Source organism: Thermoactinomyces daqus (genome assembly GCF_000763315.1).
In the GTDB taxonomy this organism is placed as follows: domain Bacteria; phylum Bacillota; class Bacilli; order Thermoactinomycetales; family Thermoactinomycetaceae; genus Thermoactinomyces_A; species Thermoactinomyces_A daqus.
In genome coordinates, this window is sequence record NZ_JPST01000003.1 from 151189 (window position 1) to 171312 (window position 20124).

At 51.8% G+C, this 20124-nt stretch carries 14 protein-coding genes and 1 pseudogene; 3 read left to right on the forward strand and 12 right to left on the reverse strand.

Features of this window, described 5'->3' with window-relative positions:
- Positions 1 to 10: 10 nt before the first annotated feature.
- Positions 11 to 760: an IclR family transcriptional regulator gene (locus JG50_RS0101185; RefSeq protein WP_033099261.1), complete on the reverse strand. Its 750-nt coding sequence runs from the start codon at positions 758 to 760 to the stop codon at positions 11 to 13.
- A gap of 172 nt (positions 761 to 932) precedes the next feature.
- Here JG50_RS0101185 and JG50_RS0101190 point away from each other — a divergent pair, with 172 nt between their 5' ends.
- Positions 933 to 2120 carry a C39 family peptidase gene (locus JG50_RS0101190; protein WP_052153869.1) on the forward strand — a complete coding sequence of 396 codons (1188 nt, stop codon included), beginning with the start codon at positions 933 to 935 and terminating at the stop codon, positions 2118 to 2120.
- A gap of 73 nt (positions 2121 to 2193) precedes the next feature.
- On the opposite strand, the gene JG50_RS0101195 is transcribed toward JG50_RS0101190, so the two are convergent.
- From JG50_RS0101195 to JG50_RS0101205, 3 genes are all read right to left on the reverse strand, one after another.
- Positions 2194 to 2961: an SDR family oxidoreductase gene (locus JG50_RS0101195; protein WP_033099262.1), complete on the reverse strand. Its 768-nt coding sequence runs from the start codon at positions 2959 to 2961 to the stop codon at positions 2194 to 2196.
- 3 nt (positions 2962 to 2964) lie between these two features.
- Positions 2965 to 3819, reverse strand: coding sequence for an MBL fold metallo-hydrolase (locus JG50_RS0101200; RefSeq protein ID WP_033099263.1), 855 nt, complete (start codon positions 3817 to 3819; stop codon positions 2965 to 2967).
- Positions 3820 to 3926: 107 nt separating this feature from the next.
- Positions 3927 to 4856, reverse strand: coding sequence for an alpha/beta hydrolase (locus JG50_RS0101205; RefSeq protein WP_033099264.1), 930 nt, complete (start codon positions 4854 to 4856; stop codon positions 3927 to 3929).
- 285 nt (positions 4857 to 5141) lie between these two features.
- Between JG50_RS0101205 and JG50_RS0101210 the strand changes: the two genes are divergently transcribed.
- The gene (locus JG50_RS0101210) at positions 5142 to 6968 is read left to right on the forward strand and encodes a monovalent cation:proton antiporter family protein (protein WP_033099265.1); all 1827 of its coding nucleotides are present in this window, start codon (positions 5142 to 5144) and stop codon (positions 6966 to 6968) included.
- A gap of 145 nt (positions 6969 to 7113) precedes the next feature.
- On the opposite strand, the gene JG50_RS0101215 is transcribed toward JG50_RS0101210, so the two are convergent.
- From JG50_RS0101215 to JG50_RS0101235, 5 genes are all read right to left on the reverse strand, one after another.
- A complete protein-coding gene (locus JG50_RS0101215) occupies positions 7114 to 8142 on the reverse strand; it encodes a sporulation protein (RefSeq protein ID WP_033099266.1) in 1029 nt (342 codons plus the stop codon).
- 161 nt (positions 8143 to 8303) lie between these two features.
- Positions 8304 to 9821 carry an argininosuccinate lyase gene (argH, locus tag JG50_RS0101220; protein WP_033099267.1) on the reverse strand — a complete coding sequence of 506 codons (1518 nt, stop codon included), beginning with the start codon at positions 9819 to 9821 and terminating at the stop codon, positions 8304 to 8306.
- Between the two features lie 57 nt (positions 9822 to 9878).
- Positions 9879 to 11591, reverse strand: coding sequence for an ABC transporter permease (locus JG50_RS0101225; protein ID WP_033099268.1), 1713 nt, complete (start codon positions 11589 to 11591; stop codon positions 9879 to 9881).
- Complete coding sequence (locus JG50_RS0101230; protein WP_033099269.1) at positions 11588 to 12673, reverse strand: ABC transporter ATP-binding protein; 1086 nt, start codon at positions 12671 to 12673, stop codon at positions 11588 to 11590. Before JG50_RS0101230 ends, JG50_RS0101225 begins: the two co-directional genes overlap by 4 nt.
- Before the next feature lie 29 nt (positions 12674 to 12702).
- Entirely contained in the window at positions 12703 to 13755 is a 1053-nt protein-coding gene (locus tag JG50_RS0101235; RefSeq protein ID WP_033099270.1) for an extracellular solute-binding protein, read from the reverse strand.
- 321 nt (positions 13756 to 14076) lie between these two features.
- Between JG50_RS0101235 and JG50_RS0101240 the strand changes: the two genes are divergently transcribed.
- On the forward strand, positions 14077 to 16614 hold the full coding sequence (locus JG50_RS0101240) for a PIG-L family deacetylase (protein WP_052153871.1): 2538 nt from the start codon (positions 14077 to 14079) through the stop codon (positions 16612 to 16614).
- Positions 16615 to 16689: 75 nt separating this feature from the next.
- Here the strand turns inward: JG50_RS0101240 and JG50_RS0101245 are convergent, their stop codons facing one another.
- From JG50_RS0101245 to proB, 3 genes and pseudogenes are all read right to left on the reverse strand, one after another.
- Positions 16690 to 17124: a DUF6884 domain-containing protein gene (locus JG50_RS0101245; protein WP_033099271.1), complete on the reverse strand. Its 435-nt coding sequence runs from the start codon at positions 17122 to 17124 to the stop codon at positions 16690 to 16692.
- 231 nt (positions 17125 to 17355) lie between these two features.
- Positions 17356 to 18625 (reverse strand): annotated as a pseudogene (locus tag JG50_RS17960) (glutamate-5-semialdehyde dehydrogenase).
- Entirely contained in the window at positions 18625 to 19731 is a 1107-nt protein-coding gene (gene proB, locus JG50_RS0101255; protein WP_198059280.1) for a glutamate 5-kinase, read from the reverse strand. The pseudogene JG50_RS17960 and the gene proB overlap by 1 nt, the downstream one beginning before the upstream one ends.
- Between the last annotated feature and the right edge of the window lie 393 nt (positions 19732 to 20124).

Genomic DNA, 20124 nt, shown 5'->3' on the forward strand with positions numbered 1-20124 from the left:
CAACCTCCCTTTAAGGGATATATCCCATATTTCTTGAAATCACCCTGGTCGTGCTCAGCAAATGAAACACGATAAAATCATGTCGCTTCCGAATGCGATCTTTCGGCCCGGCCACACTGACTGCGGCAAAAACCAGTCCGGCGACATCAAAAACCGGGGCCGCGATGCAATACAATCCCTCTTCATTCTCCTCATTGTCAACGGCGTAACCCTGCTCCCGATACTGAATCAACAGCCGGTCCAGTTCATCCCGGTCGGTCACCGTGTTCTCCGTAATGGGGTGAAGCGCGGATTTGTCCAGGATCCGGTTTCGCTCTTCCTCCGGCAAATATGCCAACAGCACTTTGCCCAGACCGGTGCAATACATCGGCTTGCGCGATCCGATCTGCGCACTGGTCTTAATGGAGCGGTTGCTGTCTTCTTTGGCGACATAAACCATTTCATCGCCCGACAAAATCGCCATAAAAACAGTTTCCTCCACTTGCTCGGCCAGCCGTTCCAGCGGCCATTTTGCCTCCCGGTACACATCCATCGATTCCATGCTGCTCGTTCCCAGCTGGATCAACTTCGGCCCGAGCCGGTACTTTTTTGTTTCCGTCGCCGACAGATATCCGTGTTCATAAAGGGTTTTCACCAGATTAAACGTGCTGCTTTGCGGAAAGGATAAAGCGCTTGCAATTTCCTTTATATTCAAACCTTGCGGGTGATCCCGCAATAATTCAAAAATCTCCAGTACACGAACAGCCGATTTAACGGACATGGGACCTCCTTATTCACATATGTGAATCCGTTTTCTATCTGTAAATTTGTGTCGGTATCATAACATCTCTTTTATTTTATTTCAACAGAAATATAAATTCAGAATATAAAGGTTTTTGTAGTATTATCGAATTAGGAAGAGAAGAAAGCCCAAAAAAGAAAGGAGCTTGTTTATGCGCTTGCCTGTTTGGCGTGTATTGTTGGTTCTGGTTTTATCCTTCAGTTTCACAATCCCTGCCGCAAGCGCAAAGGAGCAGATGAAAGACAAAATAACCCGCACAAAGGCTTACAGCGAATTTCGCAATTTTGGCATCGGCGCTCATGCAGGAACCCGATTTTCCGGCAAAGCTCTCCGGCTGAACCCGCTCGCATTAAAATCCGGCACCGACACTGCCGGAAAATATAACCAAAGCTCCTATTATTACGGGCAATGGACCTCACCCGTGATAAAGAAAACATTTCTCGAGGCGATCGCCTCATGGCAGGCCAACACCCCGACCGGCACATGGAGCGAAGTGGAGTTGCGCAGCCGGGTCGACGGAAAATGGACGAAATGGTACAGCATGGGCGTATGGCTGCAAGGAGACACCCCTTTTAAACGCCACTCCGTCAACGGGCAGGGAGATGCAAACGGCACTGTGGCCACCGACACGCTCATCCTTAAGAAAACAGCTACGGCCGTCCAAGCGCGCATCACGCTGTTTACGACCGATCCGATGCTTACACCTGACTTTCGCTCTCTCGGCATCACCTTTGCCAACGGATCGGACCGTCCCGGAATCGTGCCTGGCACCGGCCTGGTCAGCGATCTCGATGTCCCGTTGCGGTCGCAGATGGTTTTTCCCGACGGCGGTGAAGCCTGGTGTTCGCCAACCTCCACATCCATGGTCATGGCTTACTGGGCCAGGGTGATGAACCGTCCTGAATGGAACCGGACCGTCCCTGACGTAGTGAACGGCGTATGGGACTATGTTTACGACGGGGCCGGCAACTGGCCATTTAACACCGCTTATGCCGCTTCACTCGGCCTGGAGGGAAAAGTGATCCGGGTGAGCAGTCTGGCTGAGCTGGAGCGCTGGACAACTGCCGGCGTTCCGGTCATCGTCAGTATCGCCTACAAACCGGGTGAGTTGGATCATACCCCGATCCCCAGCTCAAACGGTCACCTTCTCGTCATTCGCGGGTTTGACCAAAACGGCAATGTCCTCACCAATGACCCGGCGGCTCCAAGTGATGATCAGGTCCGCATCACCTATGACCGCACCCAGTTTGAAAGCGTCTTTCTGAAACACTCCAATGGCACGGCATATCTGATCTATCCCAGAGGCTGGCCTGTGCCGGTGAGCAACGGTCACTGGTAAAAAAAGCCTGGATCGATTCCGAAAAACGGAAAAGGTCCAGGCTTGGCTTTTTCTCATGTTTTAAGAACTTATCCTACTCAAGAAACCCGGGATTGTTTTGCAGGAAATTCTCCCATGCCCGTTTTGTGCTCTGGTTGAGTTCATCCCTTGAAGCGTGGAGTCTCTTTTCCGCATCCCCGTAGCCGATTTCAAGATCCCCGTTGGAAAGCCCTTGAAATATCGCATCCGCGAATTGATCCACCGGTGCCCCGAAAGTATGTAAGCCGACGCCGCCCAAGTCCGTATTTACTGCCGGGGGCAGGACTTCAATTACTTTTACATCCGTGTCGGCCAATTGATGCCGCAGCGAGATCGTGAAGGAGTGAAGGGCTGCTTTGGTCGCACTGTAAACGGGAACCCAGACTCCCGGTGCCAGCGACAGCCCGGAAGAGACATTGATTATGGCTGCGTTCTGTTTTTTCACCAGATGCGGGATGAACAGCATACAGAGATGAATGGGGCCATCCAGATTGATCGCGATTTCTTGGCGGTAATAATCCCACTCTTTGTCCGCCCGCAAAAGATTGACCCGCTGCTGAATCCCCGCATTATTCACCAGGACATTCAGTTCGGGAAATTCGCTCTTGACCCATTGAAACAAGGAAAGGCGATCCTCCACATTGGCAACATCACAAACCCTTGTATGCAGCTTTGGAAACTTTTCTTTTGCTTCTTTCAGCTTTGCTTCCCGGCGGCCGACGATGATCACTTCATTTCCGGCCTGCAAGAACCGTTCAGCAAAGGCGAGGCCGATTCCCGATGCCCCACCGGTAATCAAAATGGTATTGCCGGATATATTCACTGATTATCCTCCTCCGTTCTCTCCATCCACATAACGGCCGTAGTCAGGGATGGCGATGCGGTCAAACTCTTTCGCCAGCTTCTCCAGTCCTTGCCGGAGCGCCTCTCCTTTCATCGGCATGCCATGTCCGGCCACGACCCGTAACGGCTTCAATGCTTCAAGACGCCTGACAGATTCACGGGCGGCCTGCCAATCCGTGGTCCAGTATCGCGGTGGTCCGCAGATTTCCGGCTCCTGCATGATCATTTTAAACAGCGAATCCTGTTTCACCGTCAAAAATGCATCACCGGCAATAAGGGAGCGGTCTGCTTCGCGGAAGAGGGAAACATGTCCGGGGGTATGCCCCGGTGTATGAATCCACTTCCAACCGGACAGTCCCGGTATCCTGCCGTCTGACGGGAGTTTCCGCACATGATTTCCCAAATCAACAGGGTCGACCGGAAAGAGCGCGGATAGTTTGGCCACCATTCCTCCCTCCACCGCGGGGTCAGGTTTGGGGTATTTGGACTTTCCCATTAAATAGGGCAATTCCAATTCATGCGCATAAACCGGTACATCCCATTTTTCCACCAGATCGACAACAGCCCCGACATGGTCGAAATGCCCGTGTGTCAGCACAATTGCTTCAGGCTTGCAATCGTCGCCAAACCACTTCTTCGCGGCAGAAACAATCTCATCCGCCGACCCCGGCATCCCTGCATCTGCCAGAATCCATTTCCCCGGTTGATCATCGGAGCCGATCAAACAAACATTTACCATTTGCAGAGTCTGACAGTACAGACTAGGAGCCACCTCCTGACTCACTCCGCTTCTGATGGACGTTGCCGGGATCATCGTGCCTTCGATCGTATCTTTCATTGTCCTCCCCATCACCTTTCTCTTTTTTGGCTAGTTATGGCCGGTTGATCGCATAAGTATTCGGATGGAAGGCAACTGACAGGGAAGGCACACCGGGTTTGGCGGGATCAAAATGCCCGCTTCAATACGTCAGCCACTTTTTGCACCAAATGATTGGCCTGATCAAGCACTTTCGTCATGTTGAAAAATCCGTGAATCATCCCTTCGTACCGGCAAAGCTCCACAGGTACCCCGGCTTCCTCCAACCGGCTGGCATACGCTTCTCCTTCGTCGCGAAGCGGATCGTATTCCGCAGTCACCACCAGGGCTGGAGGCAGGCCGCTTAAATCTTCGGCCAGCATGGGTGAGACATGGATATCGAATCGATCTGCCTCTGTCCGCAGATATTGACGGCCAAAATACAACATATCTTCTTCCGTAAGGAAAAGGCCTTTTCCAAACTCATAATAGGACGGATAGTTTTTCGACACATCGGTGACCGGATAGATCAAAACCTGAAAACACAACGCCGGTTCTTTCTTTTCGCGGGCCATGAGCGCGACGACAGCCGCGATATTGCCCCCGGCACTGTCCCCGCCAACCGCGATTCTCCGCGGGTCCCCGCTGAAAGAGGCAGCATTTTCGGCAACCCACTTGGTCGCAAGGTAACCATCTTCCACCGCCGTCGGAAATTTATGTTCCGGAGCGAGTCGATAATCGACAGAGACGACCACGCAGTTCACCCGGTTGGTAATGGTGCGAAGGGGAGAATCAAGCGTGTCCAGATCCCCCAATACCCATCCCCCTCCGTGGAAATAGACAAAAACCGGAAAAGGTCCCTCACCCGAGGGGGTATAGATGCGGATGTCGATTTCGCCGTCCTTTACCGGAATCCGGCGATCCTCCACCTTGGCGACCGCTTCCGGAGGTGCAGCAAAATGCTTCACGCTGTTGCGAAACAAATTTCGGCTTTCTTCAGGAGCCAGTTCATGAATGGCAGGCCCTTCCATCTTTCCCAATTGCTCAAGCAATTGCTTTACCTGCGGATCCAGAGCCATTTTTTCAACCTCCGTTCACCGTTCAATTTACATCCTTTCGCCATCGAAACACAAAACCATCCTGATTTGTTGGCGGGGCATAACCCGACATCCCATGACCATTTCACAAAAAAAGGATGCTGCAACTTTTGCGCTTCCTTTTTCGTCCCTTAAAAAAGGGGATTTTCCCCCTTATTTATTTTATCATTGAGATCGGTTGTTTTGCGCTTATTTCCTTCAAACTTGTGGAATACTTTGTTCAAACCTTTCCTCGTGTCAGGATAAAAATTGGCTGTGGAGGCATTTATGGAAGGTCATCATTCACTTATTTCCCTCATGATTGTAGTCATCGCCGCCTTTATCGTCCCGATCGTGTTGCACCGCCTCAAATGGAATTTTATCCCTGTGGTTGTCGCGGAAATCGTGGTCGGTCTCGTTTTGGGCAAAAGCGGATTTTCCATAATCAATCAGGATAACTGGCTGGAATTATTATCAATGCTGGGGATTATTTATCTGATGTTTCTCAGCGGCCTGGAGATCGATTTCAATATGATCTTCCAGTCAAGAAAAAAGGAAAAAGGAGCACCCAATCCGCTGGCAATCGGATTCATCAGTTTTTTGAGCATCATGCTGCTGGCATTTGGGTTATCGATCAGTTTTTACGTGTTCGGGCTGGTCAAGGCCCCCTTTTTTATGACTCTCATCATCTCCACCATTTCGCTCAGCGTAACCCTGCCGGTCATCAAAGATAAGGGAATTGCCCGCAACACCCTGGGGCAATCCATTCTGGTCACTGCCGTGATCGCTGATTTTTTAACGATGATCTTGCTGGCTGTTTATGTATCGCTTCGATCTCCGTCCGGATTTAAAAGCATCCTGTTGCTGATGTCGCTCTTCGTCATCTTTTTTGTGGTCTACCGTTTGATCCACACCTTGAAACCGGCCAACCTGACAGAAAAAATCTCAAAAGAAACGATTTCCATCGGAACGCGGGGCGTTTTTGCCCTCATTCTGTTTTTTGTCGCTCTTTCGGAAACCGTTGGAGCCGAAAACATTCTCGGCGCTTTTTTGGCCGGGATGATCGTCTCCCTGTTATCTCCCAAAAAATCTTTTGTCAACCAATTAACGGCCTTTGGATTTGGTTTTTTAATTCCCATCTTTTTTGTGATGGTAGGGGCCAAACTCGATTTAATCAGTCTGATTAAAGATCCGAAAGCCCTGATTACGTTTCCGCTTCTTCTGTTATCCTTTTACCTGTCCAAAGTGCTGGTCGTGTTTATCTTCCGCCGCTGGTTTGATTGGCACAGCTCCATCGGCTCCGGCTTTTTGCTGACATCCACCTTAAGCCTGGTTATCGCCGGAGCGGCAGTCGGGATGGACCTCCAGATCATCACCAATACCATGAATACGGCATTGGTTCTGGCCGCGGTCGTCACAGCGATTTTGTCCCCCATTCTCTTTCAGCGGATCATCCCGGATGCAGAAGAGAAACAGACAGCCTCGGTCGCATTGGTCGGCATTAATGCCGTCACCCTGAAACTGTCCCACGATCTTCATGAAGACGGTTATGATGTGACGCTGTACGGACCAGACAAATCCAATTTGGAACATATGAATGACCGGCCGTTTAAAATCTGCGAAATGCCGGTTGCCGATCCCGAGCATCTCGATGAGCAAAAAGTGTTTGATAAAGACATTGTGATCGCTTTTACTTCAGATGACCGGCGAAACGTCGATATTGCGATGGCAGCGGAGAAAAAGGGCGTCAAACAAGTGATCGCACGCGTGGAAGACCCGAAATTGCAACAGCCGGCGAAGGATTCGCACATTCAGTTCACCTCCGCCTTCTTCTCCAACACAACCCTGGTCAAAGCGATGATCGAGTATCCGTCCCTGTTCCGCCTGGTAACGGATGATGCGGGATATTTGATGGAAATCCCCTTGGCCAACCAGCGATACCATCTGACGCGCGTCCGCGATCTGCCCTTTCTCGGAGACACCCTCATCATCCGCATCTTTCGCGGAAATGAGGCGATCATCCCTCACGGGGACACTTTGCTGCAGGTCGGGGACCGCTTGATCATCAGCGGAAGCCCGGAATATGTACACAAGCTAAACCACATGCTTCAGTAAAGATGCCTTTGGAAAAATTGCGAGGTTTGCAGGGGAACGGGGCCCTGAACAACCAAAAAGACCCTTCTCCCGGCTTGTGAAGCTGTTCAGGAAGGAAATGAAAAACCGCTTCTGAAAATGCGGATCCAGAAGCGGTTTTTCATTATTAGGTATTTTTTTCTGTCCCGTTTGGTTTCAACTGTTCAAAAGAGTCGATGATGAGTGCTTCAATTCGTTTTCCCCGATCGCGCAAATCCTCTTCATTTACCCGGAAGCGGATCTTGCGCTCATCCAGGTCGAGCATATCGTCGACCATACTTTTAAGTCCCTTCCTTTTCTGATCCAATTCAAGTTCAAAAAGGTTTTTATGCAAATATTCGAGCGAAAATTCGGTGCAATAAGGGCGGTAACGTTCCGGAATGCGCAAACGGTAAAAACGGGCCGGGTCGCGATCAATGCCCAGGCGTTCCAGAACCTCGTTCACCAATTTCCTCTCTGCCACCCCCAGTTCCTTCTCAAAAAGCGCTTTCATCCTTTCTCCGCCTTCCACGTGATCACTCGCTGAGATGTTAAGCATCCGGCTGTTCCGGCCGAGGAAGCATTTGATTTCACCGTTCCCTTTCCACAGGAGTGACACCGTGGCCGAAACCAGCCCGCCTGATTCAAGCGAAATCGATTGGTAATATGGAAAAGCGGGCGCAGTCGAACCAAAGGGAACCATCGGCCCGCTCATTTTGACCACTTTCATGCCCAAGGATTCCAGAATATCGAGCAATAATTGCAAATCGCGATGGGGCTGAATCGTGACCTCGTCATTATCGTGCGGATTAATGGCAAAGGGAATGTCCAAATCGGTGATTAAATTGGTACAAAATCCTTCCCGGAGATAATCGTGAAAAGTACAAGGCATCGTCTCCGGCACTTCAAGCTGAAAGGGGATCACTTTTTCTTCCTGCGGCCGGATCGTTCCGATCGGTCCGATTTTCACCTGTTTCCATTTAACCGATTTTTTATGGTCATAGCGATATTCGCACACCAGGGTTAATGTGGCATTATTGATTTTCTGCTCGCTTTTCCCGCCGACGAGACGGAGTTGTCCGCCTACCTTTTCCCCCTGGCGCAATTCTTTTTTCTCCAATATGGTGTCGACAATGGTTCCGCCGATGTTCAAACTGGCTAATATCTTCCCAAACATCTTTTTCGTCTCCTTCTGTCATATTGCCCTGTTTTCTTTTCGCTTGTTCTTTCACATTTCCTTCATTTGAAACCGAAAAATACAGAAAACCCCGGACCAGGCTCCCGAGGTTTCCCTCACCTTCCCGCTTCCGGGGGCAACCGAAATGACAAGAGTTTTTTCTACGATTCCCCCTGACAGCACTCCTTCACCTTGGCGTCGAGATCCGCTTCGGCTTTCGCCAGCCTCTGCCGCTCCTGCATCAATTTCGCTTTCTCCGACTCCCAAATCCGCTCGCGCTTCCTGATCATTTCCGTCACCACTTGGGGTGCAGGCCCGCCAGTGCGATCTCTCCTATTGACAAAATACTCAGGATCGGCGATTTTGCCCCACATTTTCTCATCCAAATGCAGTGCTTTCCCCGTCACCTTAAGCGCTGCATCGTTCACCCACCCCACCGGAACCTGAGCGAGCCCGAGTTGGGACGAAGATGCCTTGGCAGCGACAAACGCGGCAATCGAATGGGCTTTGCGAAACGGGATTCCCTCTGTCCGGAACAGATGATCGGCCAGTTCTGTGATGGTACAGCAATATTTTCCGGCCTCGGCGCGGAGTTTGCCCCGGTCGACTTGCATGGTGGCGAGAACAGCCGTTAGCAGGCGGACAACGCGCTCGCTCTTTTCCAGAGCCTGATACAGGTGGGGCTGCAGATTCTCCTCGGTATCCACAATATCGCCAAACGGAGTATTATGCACCATCATCACGACCGCCTGCGCCTCACCGATCGCGCTGCTCGACAAAGCGCGGGCATGCTCCAGGCTGACAGGGTTCCGTTTCTGTGGCATGATGCTGCTCACCTGCACATACGGGTCGGCAACGCGGATCACCCCGGCTTCTTTCGTGCACCAAAACAACAAATTGTGCAAAAAGCGCCCCAAAAACGTCATCAACGATAAAGCTGAAGTGGCCGTTTCCACCAAATAGTCGGCTCCGCCAATCGCATCATAGGTATTTTCAATCACTTCGGAAAAACCGAGCCAATCACATACCGTCTGCCGGATAATCGGAAAGCCCGTTGCAGAGAGAGCAGCCGCTCCCATCGGGCTCCGGTTTACCGTTTTGTACGCACTCCAGCATCGTTCCGTTTCGCGGCGCAGTCCGTCAAACACCGCCAGCAGATAATGCGCGAGCGTAATCGGTTGTGCCGGCTGGGTATGGGTATGAGCCGGCATTAACGTGGAAACGTGCTCCCCGCTCAATTCCAGCAACGTTTTTTTCAACCGCAACAGCTGCCGGATCAGCGCCAGCAACCTGTCTCTCAACACCATCCGGAAAACGGTGACGCCCAAATCGTTCCGGCTTCGTCCTATGTGCATATTGCCGGCCAGGTCATCCCCGATCTCCCCGGCGATTTTCGCTTCCAGCAGGAAAAAGAGATCTTCATGGCGTGGATCATAAGCCAATGCCTGACTGCCTTTCTCCCGGATTTTCCCGATCGCCCGAAGCATTTGCGCCGCTTCCTGCCTGGAAAGAATCTCCGCATCAAACAGCATCCGGACATGGGCGCGCTGAACTTCCATCATAGCATGATACAAATGATCGCGCTGCAGTTCGAAAACCGGGCGCAGAATGGATTCTGCATAGGTTTTGCCGGGGAAAACGCTTCCGTCTTCCCGGGCAATCCGGTCACAGAGGCGCATGTGCCGTCTCCCCTTTTTATTGTGAAGATGTCGATGTGTCGAAAAGAGCATGTCTGTTTAAAGGGTATTTTGCATCTTGACGCCTAAGAACCGATTGGAGACAAACATGACCAGCGCGATCAACAAAATCTGATATACCGCATAAGCGGAAGCCTGACCCAGGTTAAACATGCGCAACTGATTCATGATCTCGATCGAGATCGGCCGATTATCGATGGTATAGAGAAGAACGGAAGAAACAAATTCACCGACAGCCGTCACAAAAGCCAGCAATGCACCGGCCATCATCCCGGGAAGCACCAGCGGCAAGATCACGCGGCGAAAAGCGGTAAACCATCCAGCCCCGAGATTTCGGGCCGCCTCCTCCAGCGAGTCGTCCAGTTGGGCAAACGCCGCACTGGTCGGCCGCACGACCAAGGGAATATGACGGATAAAATAAGCGAGCGGCAAAATCCAAAAAGTCCCGACCAAAACATGGCCAAATCCGAAAAAAGCAGGGACATTAAAGGCAAAAATCAGGTTCATCGCCACGACCGTCGCCGGCAATGCCCAAGGCAGCATCACGAGAATATCCAGCAGGTTTTTGCCGCGAAATTTCCGTTTCACCAACAGGTACGCCGTCAAAACGCCGAACAGGAGATTGCCGGCCGTGGCCAGAGCGGCCATCCACAAACTGTTGCGGATCGGTTCCCAAATCGAGGGATCTTTCATGAGCAGAATGTAATTTTCCAGGCTGAATTCCGTCGGATATGTCTGATATGTCCACGTCCCTTCCGGCACAAATGACAGCAGGATCAGGGTGAAATGCGGCAGCAACAGCACCGCCACCATGAGGATGCCCAAAAAGACCAGCATCCATTTGACATAAGGATTGCGCACTTCCCTCCGCCACCCGCTCACCCCTTTTTCCGATATATGATAATCCCGCCGTCCCTGATGCCACCGCATAAACAGCAAAAAGGAAATCGAGACGACGGACAAGATCACCGACTGGACAGCCGCCATCTGCATATCCCCGTTCAATTTGGAAAAATAGATCTGCAGGCTGAGCACGCGGTATCCGCCAGCCAGCAGAAAAGGGGCGGAAAAGGAAGCCATCGAGGTCATAAACACGAGCAGGGACGCGGCAATCAGCGACGGGGTGAGCAGCGGCAGGGTGATCTTGCGAAACACGGTCCACGGCCCGGCCCCCAGATTGACGGCAGCCTCTTCAACAGACGGATTCAACCCCTGAAGCGCCGATGAAACCGTCAGATAAAAATAAACATACATGGTGTAAGTGTGAACAAGCAAGATTCCCGGCACACCCGACAGCGTAAACGGCGGTGTGCTGAGCCCGAGCAAATGCTGCACGGTCCGTGTCACCAGACCTGATTCCCCATACAGAAAAAGAAAAGACATTACCCCCACCAAAGACGGCAAAACCATGGGCATCACGGCCGCCATCTGAAACAGGCGCCTCCCGGGAAAATCGTACCGGTGGAAGATCAGCGCCAGAGGAACCCCGATCAATGCGCTGAAAATCACGCTTAGCAGAGAAAGATAGACGCTGTTCCACAACGCTTCCAAATTGGACAGGCTGTCGCCGGTGAAAAAACGGCGGTATAACTCAAATCCCCAGTGACCGTTAAACCGGATGCTGTTCACAAAAGTTTGCCATGTCGGATAGAGTACATAACCGATCAGCACAAACAGAACCGGCAGCAATAAAATCCAGGTGGTTCGATTCCGCCAAACATGCCGCAGCACAATCTCCGCTTTTCTCCTCATTCCTCCTCTCCCCTTTGGGCAAACAGTCGCAATCGTTCTGCGGGAAAGTGAAAGAACAGCGCCTCCCCTTCTTTCATTCCCTGAAAGCGGTGATTGAGGATCAACGAACGCAAGCGGGTTCCATCCTCCGCTTTCGCCGTGCAGTGAATGGAAAAACCCATAAACTGAATCAGCTCCGTCGTTACGGAAATCGTATTGCTCCCGGGCCCGGTTACGATTTCCACCGCTTCCGGGCGAATCGACAGCCACATGGTTTCCCCGACCGCCGCCTCCCCTTCCACCGCCGTTACGGGCACTTCAAACAGGGCGGAGGCAGCGCAAACCAAAACCGAATCACCTTCCCGTTTGAGCACAGTCGCAGGCAAGAGATTGGTCTCACCGACGAAAGAAGCGACAAACGCATTCTTCGGGGATTGGTAAATTTCCTCCGGGGTTCCTACCTGTTGGCATGTTCCTCTCTGAAAAACGGCAATGCGGTCGCTCATCGTGAGCGCTTCTGTCTGATCATGAGTCACATAGACGGTCGTGATGCCGAACGAGCGGTGCAGCGCCAAAATCTCCGACCGCATCTCCTCCCGCAAACGTGCATCCAAATTGCTCAAGGGTTCATCCAGCAGCAGGATGCTCGGCCGAATCACCAGGGCACGGGCCAGCGCCACCCGTTGCTGCTGCCCGCCGCTGAGTTCGGATATTTTGCGATCTTCAAAACCCTCCAAGCGTACGCGCTGCAAAATGTCTTTCACCCGTTTTGTTCGTTCCGGTTTGGAAAGTTTGCGGACAGTAAGCCCAAAGGCCACATTTTCCATCACCGTCATATGTGGAAACAAAGCGTAATTTTGAAAAACCATTCCCGTATTGCGCTTATGCGGCGGGACGGAAGTGATCTCCCGTTCTCCCAGAAAAATCCTCCCTTCACTCGGGAAGGTAAAACCGGCAATCATGCGCAGGGTCGTTGTTTTCCCGCAGCCACTGGGACCGAGCAAAGTAAAAAATTCTCCGTTCCTGATCTCCAGATTCAAGTTTGCCACTCCGATGACATCCTGAAAGCGCTTGGTAATCGCTTCAAAGCGAACACTGCTCATGGCTGCCTCCCATCCGGATTTCGGCACTGTTATTTTGATTTGTTTTTGATATTCTGTTCCCAGTAATTCATCAACTCTTGTTCTTTTGCCTGCACAAGTTTGAAATCAAGATCCATCGGCGTAATCTTGCTGTCCTTGATCCACTCCGGCAATCCGGTCACGTCCGTGCGTGTCGGAATGCGATAATATTGTTCCGCCAAGTATCTCATCGACTCCTGCGTATTGACAAATTCATAAAAAGCCTCAGCGGCCTTTGGATGTTTTGCTCCCTTTATAATGGCGATTCCTTCAGTCAGAACAGGGGTTCCGCTTTTGGGAATCACGTAATCAAACGGGTAATGTTTCTTTTCCTTCAGCATCACGGTATCCGGCATATCCCACACCGTAATGACTCCCTCACCGCGTGCGATCTGGTTGTACATAATTTCCGGATTGGCCGCATAGGAATGGGTATTGGCATCGAGTTTTCTCAGCCATTCATAGCCCTTTTGCGGGCTGTGATCCTGTTGCTCGAAACGATAAATCATCGCACTGAAAATGGTGCGCATCGTCCCTGAGGCAAGCGGATAGCGGATAATGATTTTCCCTTTCCACTTGGGGTCGAGCAGGTCATCCCAGTCCTTCGGAGCTTCGGAAGGAGAGACCTTCTGTGAATTGTACATGATCACTTCCGGGGTTTGACTGGTTCCTGTCCAACTGTCATCCACAGCACGGAATTGCCTGGGCAACGCCTTGCTGTAAGAGGGATGATAGGGTTGAAGCAATCCTTCCTCCCTTGCCTTTTCAAACATGACCGACGGCGCTCCCCACCACACGTCCGCTTGTGGATTTTCCCTTTCCGACCGAACGCGGTCCAAAATCTCCTGCGGACCGATATCCAGCCACTCTACATCGACATGGGGATGCGCTTGTTCAAACCGTTTTTCAAACTCCTGCAAGATCTCTTTGCCGTGGGGAGAGTAGACGACAACCTTTTCTTCCAAACCGCCTTTGTCGGCGGACGGAGGCGTGGTGGCCAAACAACCGGTCACAAACAGAAAAACGAGGGCACCGCTCAGCCAACAGCGCCATCTTTTCTTCATCAAACCCCTCCTTTTTCCTCCTTCATCATCCGCCAAAAACTTCCTCTCTACTTATATTACACAAAAATACGATAATTATGAAATAAAATACTAGTCAATCAATTGTCGTGTTGGCTCAATCGCCTTTATGATCGATTTCCATTCTCTTTCTTTCTCTTCATTTCTTCGATTCCCGAATTTGAAAACGAAAACCGGCTTCTGGTTAAATAAATATACAGATAAAAATAAACTTTCATTCTATTTCACAAAATAAAGATCAAGAAAACTGCTTTCACAACATCCCGGGTCAGGCAACCAATTTTAATCCGAGGAGGAAAAAGCATGAAAATGTCACGCAAGCGGGTTTTGATCGCTCTGCTGCTCGTTTTCGTTCTGTTATTCCCCTTGGCCTCCCCCTCACGCTCCGTCGCGTTTTCCACTGCATCCGAACCGGATCAGGAACTGTGGAAAGCACTGCGTCCGCTCGACACCATCGTCAACTTTATGAACACCGGCGCTCACCCCGATGATGAGAACAGCGCTCTGCTCGCTTATCTGTCATTGGGTAAAGGGGTACGGACGATCAGTGTCCTGGCCAACCGCGGCGAAGGCGGTCAAAACGAGATCGGACCCGAACTCGGAAATGCACTGGGAATTATTCGCAGCCGCGAATTGCAGGAAGCCGCCAAAGTGCTGGATGTTCATCTGTTCATGCTGAGTGAAGACTTAAATGACCCGATCTATGACTTCGGTTTTTCCAAATCACCCGAAGAAACCTTGAAAAAATGGGGTGAAACCCTGACGTACGAACGGTTGATCCGCCGGATCCGCCAAGAGCGCCCGGATATTATCATGCCCTCTTTCCGCGATGTCCCGACCGAACACGGCCATCATCGGGCGATCAGCGAACTGACGGTGCGCGCCTTTAAAGATGCCGCCGATCCCAGTGTTTTTCCCGAACAGATCAAAGCCGGGCTGAAACCCTGGCAAGTGAAAAAACTTTATCTGCCGGGAACAGACGGGCACGAAACGCTGCGCTTTAATGTCGGCGGAAAAGTCGATCCGGTATACGGACTCACCTATCCCCAATTGGGAGAGGAATCACGCAAAAAACACAAAAGCCAGGGGATGGGGCGCGACCTGCCCGTGGCTGACCAGTATATCTCCCTGGAATTGATCCGTTCTTCCGTCAGCGCAACCGGACCGGAGACGTCCCTGTTCGATTCACTGCCCTATGATTTTAAAAGTTACGCCAGCCAGGTAAAAGACCCGGCCCTGAAAACGACGTTAACTCATCTGCAAACCCAGTACGAACGAACCCAGAACGCCTATCCGAACAGGCCTGAGGTGACTGCCTCCGCTGTCAAGGCATTAAGCATGACGCGAATGGCCAAGGAATTGGCTGCCCACGCCCCGTTAAATCACGAACAAAAAGATGACCTCTTGTACCGCCTGAACATCAAAGAACAGCAACTGCAACATGTGATCACCATTGCCGCAGGCATCCAAACCCGCGTGACCCTCGACCGCGACGTCTGGACCCCAGGGTCCACCTCCACTGTCAAACTACAGCTGAACAACAACGCCATTCATCAGGTCCGGATCCACCCCCTGCAACCCGCAGGCGGATGGAAATTCGCGATGAAGCCTTATCGAACCTTTCTCCCTTCCAAAGGAGAAATGACTGTTTCCTTTGCGATGACCGCTCCCGCCAATCCCGAATCGTATTTCCATCCCTATCATCCTCCGGTTCTGCAAGTGGATCTGTCTTACCTGATCGGAGGACAAAAAGTGACCGAGCAAATTACCGCCGATCCGCTGACCTTTACACCCGCCCTGCTGCCGGATTGGGGGATCACACTCACCCCCGAAGCGAGCATTCTGAATACGGAAGCGACACAACCTGAGCAAACGATTGCGATTAAAGTGACCAATTATAAAAACGGCCCCAGCCAGGGAACGATCTCTCTGGACTTGCCAAAAGGCTTCAAGGCAACTCCGGCAAAATGGAACGTGCAATTTGCCAAAGCGGATGAAACCAAAAACTTTACCGTCCGCATTCAGTCCACCGGGCCGTTAAAAGCTCAGCAATACCAGATTCCGGTCACCGCCGCCGTCGGCAACCACAAGTTCCATGCCCAGGTGGAACGCATCTCCTACCCTCACATCGGCACCAGCTACTACATCACCGATGCAGCCATCAAGTTGAATGCCTTTCCTCTCAAACTTGACCCGTCCTTAAACATCGGCTATGTGGACAGCGGCTTTGACGATGTTGCCGAACATTTGCGGCAAGCCGGGTTGCACGTGACAATGCTGACTGAGGATGACCTGAAAAACGGGGATTTAAGCGTATATGATACGATCGTCGTCGGGATTCGCGCTTATCTGTCGCGGGATGACCTGCTGGCCAACAATCAGCGTCTTCTCGATTACGTAAAAAACGGCGGCCATGTGGTCATGCAATACCATAAGCCGACCGACCGCTGGAAACCGGAGCTCGCTCCCTATCCGCTCACACCCGGCGATCCGCCAATCAACTGGCGGGTCACCGATGAAACGGCACCGGTCACCTTTTTAAAACCGGATCATCCCTTGTTGCAATGGCCCAATCCCATCACTTCCGCCGATTTTGACGGCTGGGTGCAAGAGAGGGCAGTCTATTTTCCCTCTGACTGGGACCGGCAGCACTATGTTCCCCTCTTCTCGATGGCTGATCCCGGGGAAAAACCGTTCGACAGCGGGCTGTTAGTGGCCGATTACGGGAAAGGCACCTATCTGTACACCTCCATGGTCTGGTATCGGGAAATCCAGAATCAGGTACCCGGTGCTTACCGGATGTTTGTCAACATGGTCAGTTATCCAAAAGGAAAACACTGACACAGAAAAAAGGGGGTCTCCCGCGCTTCGGGAGACTCCCTTTGTCATGTTTACAACACGGCGGAAAAACACTACTCAATAACCCTGCTCCTTAAAAAACCGCAGCTGCTTTCCGATGGGCAATCCTGCGAGCGGAACCACCACAGGAATCGTTTCAGGAAACAACTCAATTAAAAAAGTGCGATAATCCTCCCCGGCATAAAAAGCAACCAACTCGATCTCTTCCCAGGCGATCGACTGTTTGCGCAGTTGATCGAGCAGTTGAATATGAACGCGCACTGCCCAATCCCGGCGCTGTGACGCACTTAACTGGCGCATCGCCCGGTCAAAAGGGGCAATCATCTGCTTTTCATGCAACAACCCGTAGTGGGCGGAAAGAATATAGACTTGGTCATAATGATCTTTGCAATAGGAAAAAGCTTTGCGAAACAGCGCGGAAGTAAACATTTCGCAGGCGGGGCAGCGAATCTCCCTTTTCATTTTCGAGCAGCTGACAAAAGCGATTTTCATAGAAGAGGATTCCCCTCATCTTTGGTTTTAACGGAGAAAGTACAAGCGCGTCATCGGAGATCAGCCCGGTATTTGTCTCATCAACATTCCCGGAAAAATCGACAGACTAATCCTATTATATATTTATTTTAAAAACAATCACACTTGATGTTCACAATCCGGTCTCAGTCCGGCCGTATGTGTCACAGAAAAAATTCCGCCGCTTCTTTGCGACGGAATTCCGCTGCTCAGCTACTCTCTCACTTGCCCGGTTCCGTGGATCCGGTATTTATAACTGGTTAATTCCTTCAGTCCCATCGGTCCCCGCGCATGCAACTTTTGCGTGGAAATGCCGATTTCCGCTCCATAGCCAAACTCAAAGCCGTCGGTAAAGCGGGTGGATGCATTATGGTACACCGCAGCAGCATCCACCTGTGCCAGAAACGCTTTCGCCGCTTCGTTGTCTTCGGTCACAATCGCTTCCGAATGGCGGGTGCCAAACTTTTACTGCTTCTTCCAGTCCGGATACCACTTTCACCGCCAGCGTCAGATCGAGAAATTCGGTCGCATAATCCGCCTCCGAAGCGGGCACCAGTTTTAATCCCGGAGTGTGGCGCAGAATTTCGCATGTCTTTTCGCATCCACGCAGTTCAACGCCTTTTTCAGCCAGATCCCTGCTTGCTTGCGGGAGCCAGACAGGAGCGATCGCTTCGTCGACCAATACGGTCTCGATGCTGTTGCACACCGATGGCCTTCCGGTTTTGGCATTGACAACAATTCGGGTGGCCCGCTCCGGATCAGCCGCCTGATGGACATAGACGTGGCAGTTGCCCACTCCCGTCTCAATCACGGGAACCAGCGCATTTTGGATGACGCGCTGAATCAATCCGGCTCCCCCGCGCGGAATGGCCAAGTCGACCGTATTTTTGGCGCGAATGAGAAAATCGACCGTCTCCCGTTCCGGGCGGTCAATAAACTGAATCGCCTCCGGGGGCACGTTCGACTGGCGCAACCCTTTTGTCAATGCTTCGATCAGGGCATGATTGGAGCGAAGCGCTTCTTTTCCCCCGCGCAAAACCACGGCATTTCCCGTTTTCAGGGCCAGCCCGGCCGCATCGACGGTAACGTTGGGCCTCGATTCATACACCATGGCAATGACCCCGAAAGGAACGCGCACCTTCTCCACTTTCAGCCCGTTTGGCCGCTGGAAGGTTTCCAGCACCTCTCCCACCGGATCATCCAGTTCGACAATCTGCCTGAGACCTTCGATCATCTCCAGCAAACGGGATTCGTTCAAGCGTAACCGATCCAGCTTACCCTCCGGCGTTCCTGCTGCTCTGGCCGCCTGGATATCTTTTTGGTTTGCCATAAGGATTCTCTCCCGTTCCCGCCACAGTGTATCTGCCATCTCAAGGAGTGCCTCATTTTTCTCCTCGGTGGTGCAAAGAACCAGCTTTCGGGAGGCCTGTTTAGCTCTCTCCGTCTTTTCAATCACATAACGCTGCAATTCATTTTGTGTCATCACTGATTCCCCTCTTTCACAAGAATCACCAGTGCATCCCGATGGATGACGACCGGATAGTGGCTTTGCTTTTTCTCCACTTTTTTTCTCTCCAGAAGCAACCGCAAATCAAAGCTGGAGAAATGGACGATTCCCTTGCCGATCTCCTCTCCGTCTGCTTTCCTGATCGCAACAGCCGCACCTTCCAAAAACTCCCCACTCACCTTTTCCACCCCCGCGAGGAGGAGGCTGCCATAACCATCGATCAAAGCCTCAGCAGCACCTGCATCGACGGTGACACTTCCTTCCACTCTCGTGCCGTAGGCGAGCCAGGACTTTTTTCCCGAGAGACGGTGGTGGGGAAAAAACCGCGTCCCCACCTGTTGCCGGGAAACGATTTTCGTTAATACGTCCGGCTCCTGACTTGATGCGATAAAGGTCTCAATCCCCGACTGCGTGGCAATTTCGGCTGCTGCCAGCTTGGTCTGCATGCCGCCGGTTCCAACCCGGCTGATGCTTTGACCCGCCATCGCTTTTAAACCGGGCGTAATCTCCGTCACTTCAGAAATCCGCCGCGCATTCGGGTCCCGGGCCGGATTGGATGTATACAATCCGTCGATGTCTGTCAGCATCACAAGCGCATCCGCCTCCGCCACCAACGCAACAAGGCTGCCCAGCGTATCGTTATCGCCAAAGCGGATTTCATCCACTGCCACGGTGTCATTCTCATTGACAATGGGCAAAATGCCCCGGCGCAGCAAGGTTTCAACCGTATTCCGAATATGGATGTACCGCTTGCGATCCTCCACATCCGCACGTGTCAGCAAAAGCTGGGCGATCTGAATCTGTTCGGCCGCGAAGAGCTGCTGGTACATCCCGATTAAAATGCCTTGTCCCACTGCAGCAGCGGCTTGTTTTTCGGGAATGGTAATCTGTGCACGCGACCAGCCCAGTCTTTCCAATCCGGCAGCGACGGCTCCGGATGAAACCAGGATCAATTCCATCCCCTGCCGGATCAGACTTGCCATTTGCGCTGTCAAGCTTTTCATTTTCTCTTGTGATATTTTTCCGCCGGCTTCCGTTATGCTGCTCGATCCCACCTTTATGACCATGCGTTTTCCCTGCAAGGATACCACCACCTTCAACCATTTTTATCGAAAATATTCCTCTCTTTTGCGGCAAGCCCCGGATGAAACTCAGTCAAATCGGAAACTTTCACAGTAAAAAAGAAAAGAACCCCTCATCCCCAGAAGGACGAAAGGTTCTTTCGCGGTACCACCTTCATTGGCAAATCCGCCCAGCAGCAGCGGATCGCCCACTCGAACCGATAACGGCGGTAACCGTCCCGCTTTTCACGGGAAGCTCAGGAGGCGGGGTTCAGCCCGGGCGGCGGCAGATTCTTCCAGCCTCTGAAATCTGCTCTCTGGGCGCCGGAACCAAGCTTACTCACTCCATCATTGCGTCAACCGATCCATTATATAGAATTGTTTATAACCGAAAAGACCATGCCTGTCAACGAT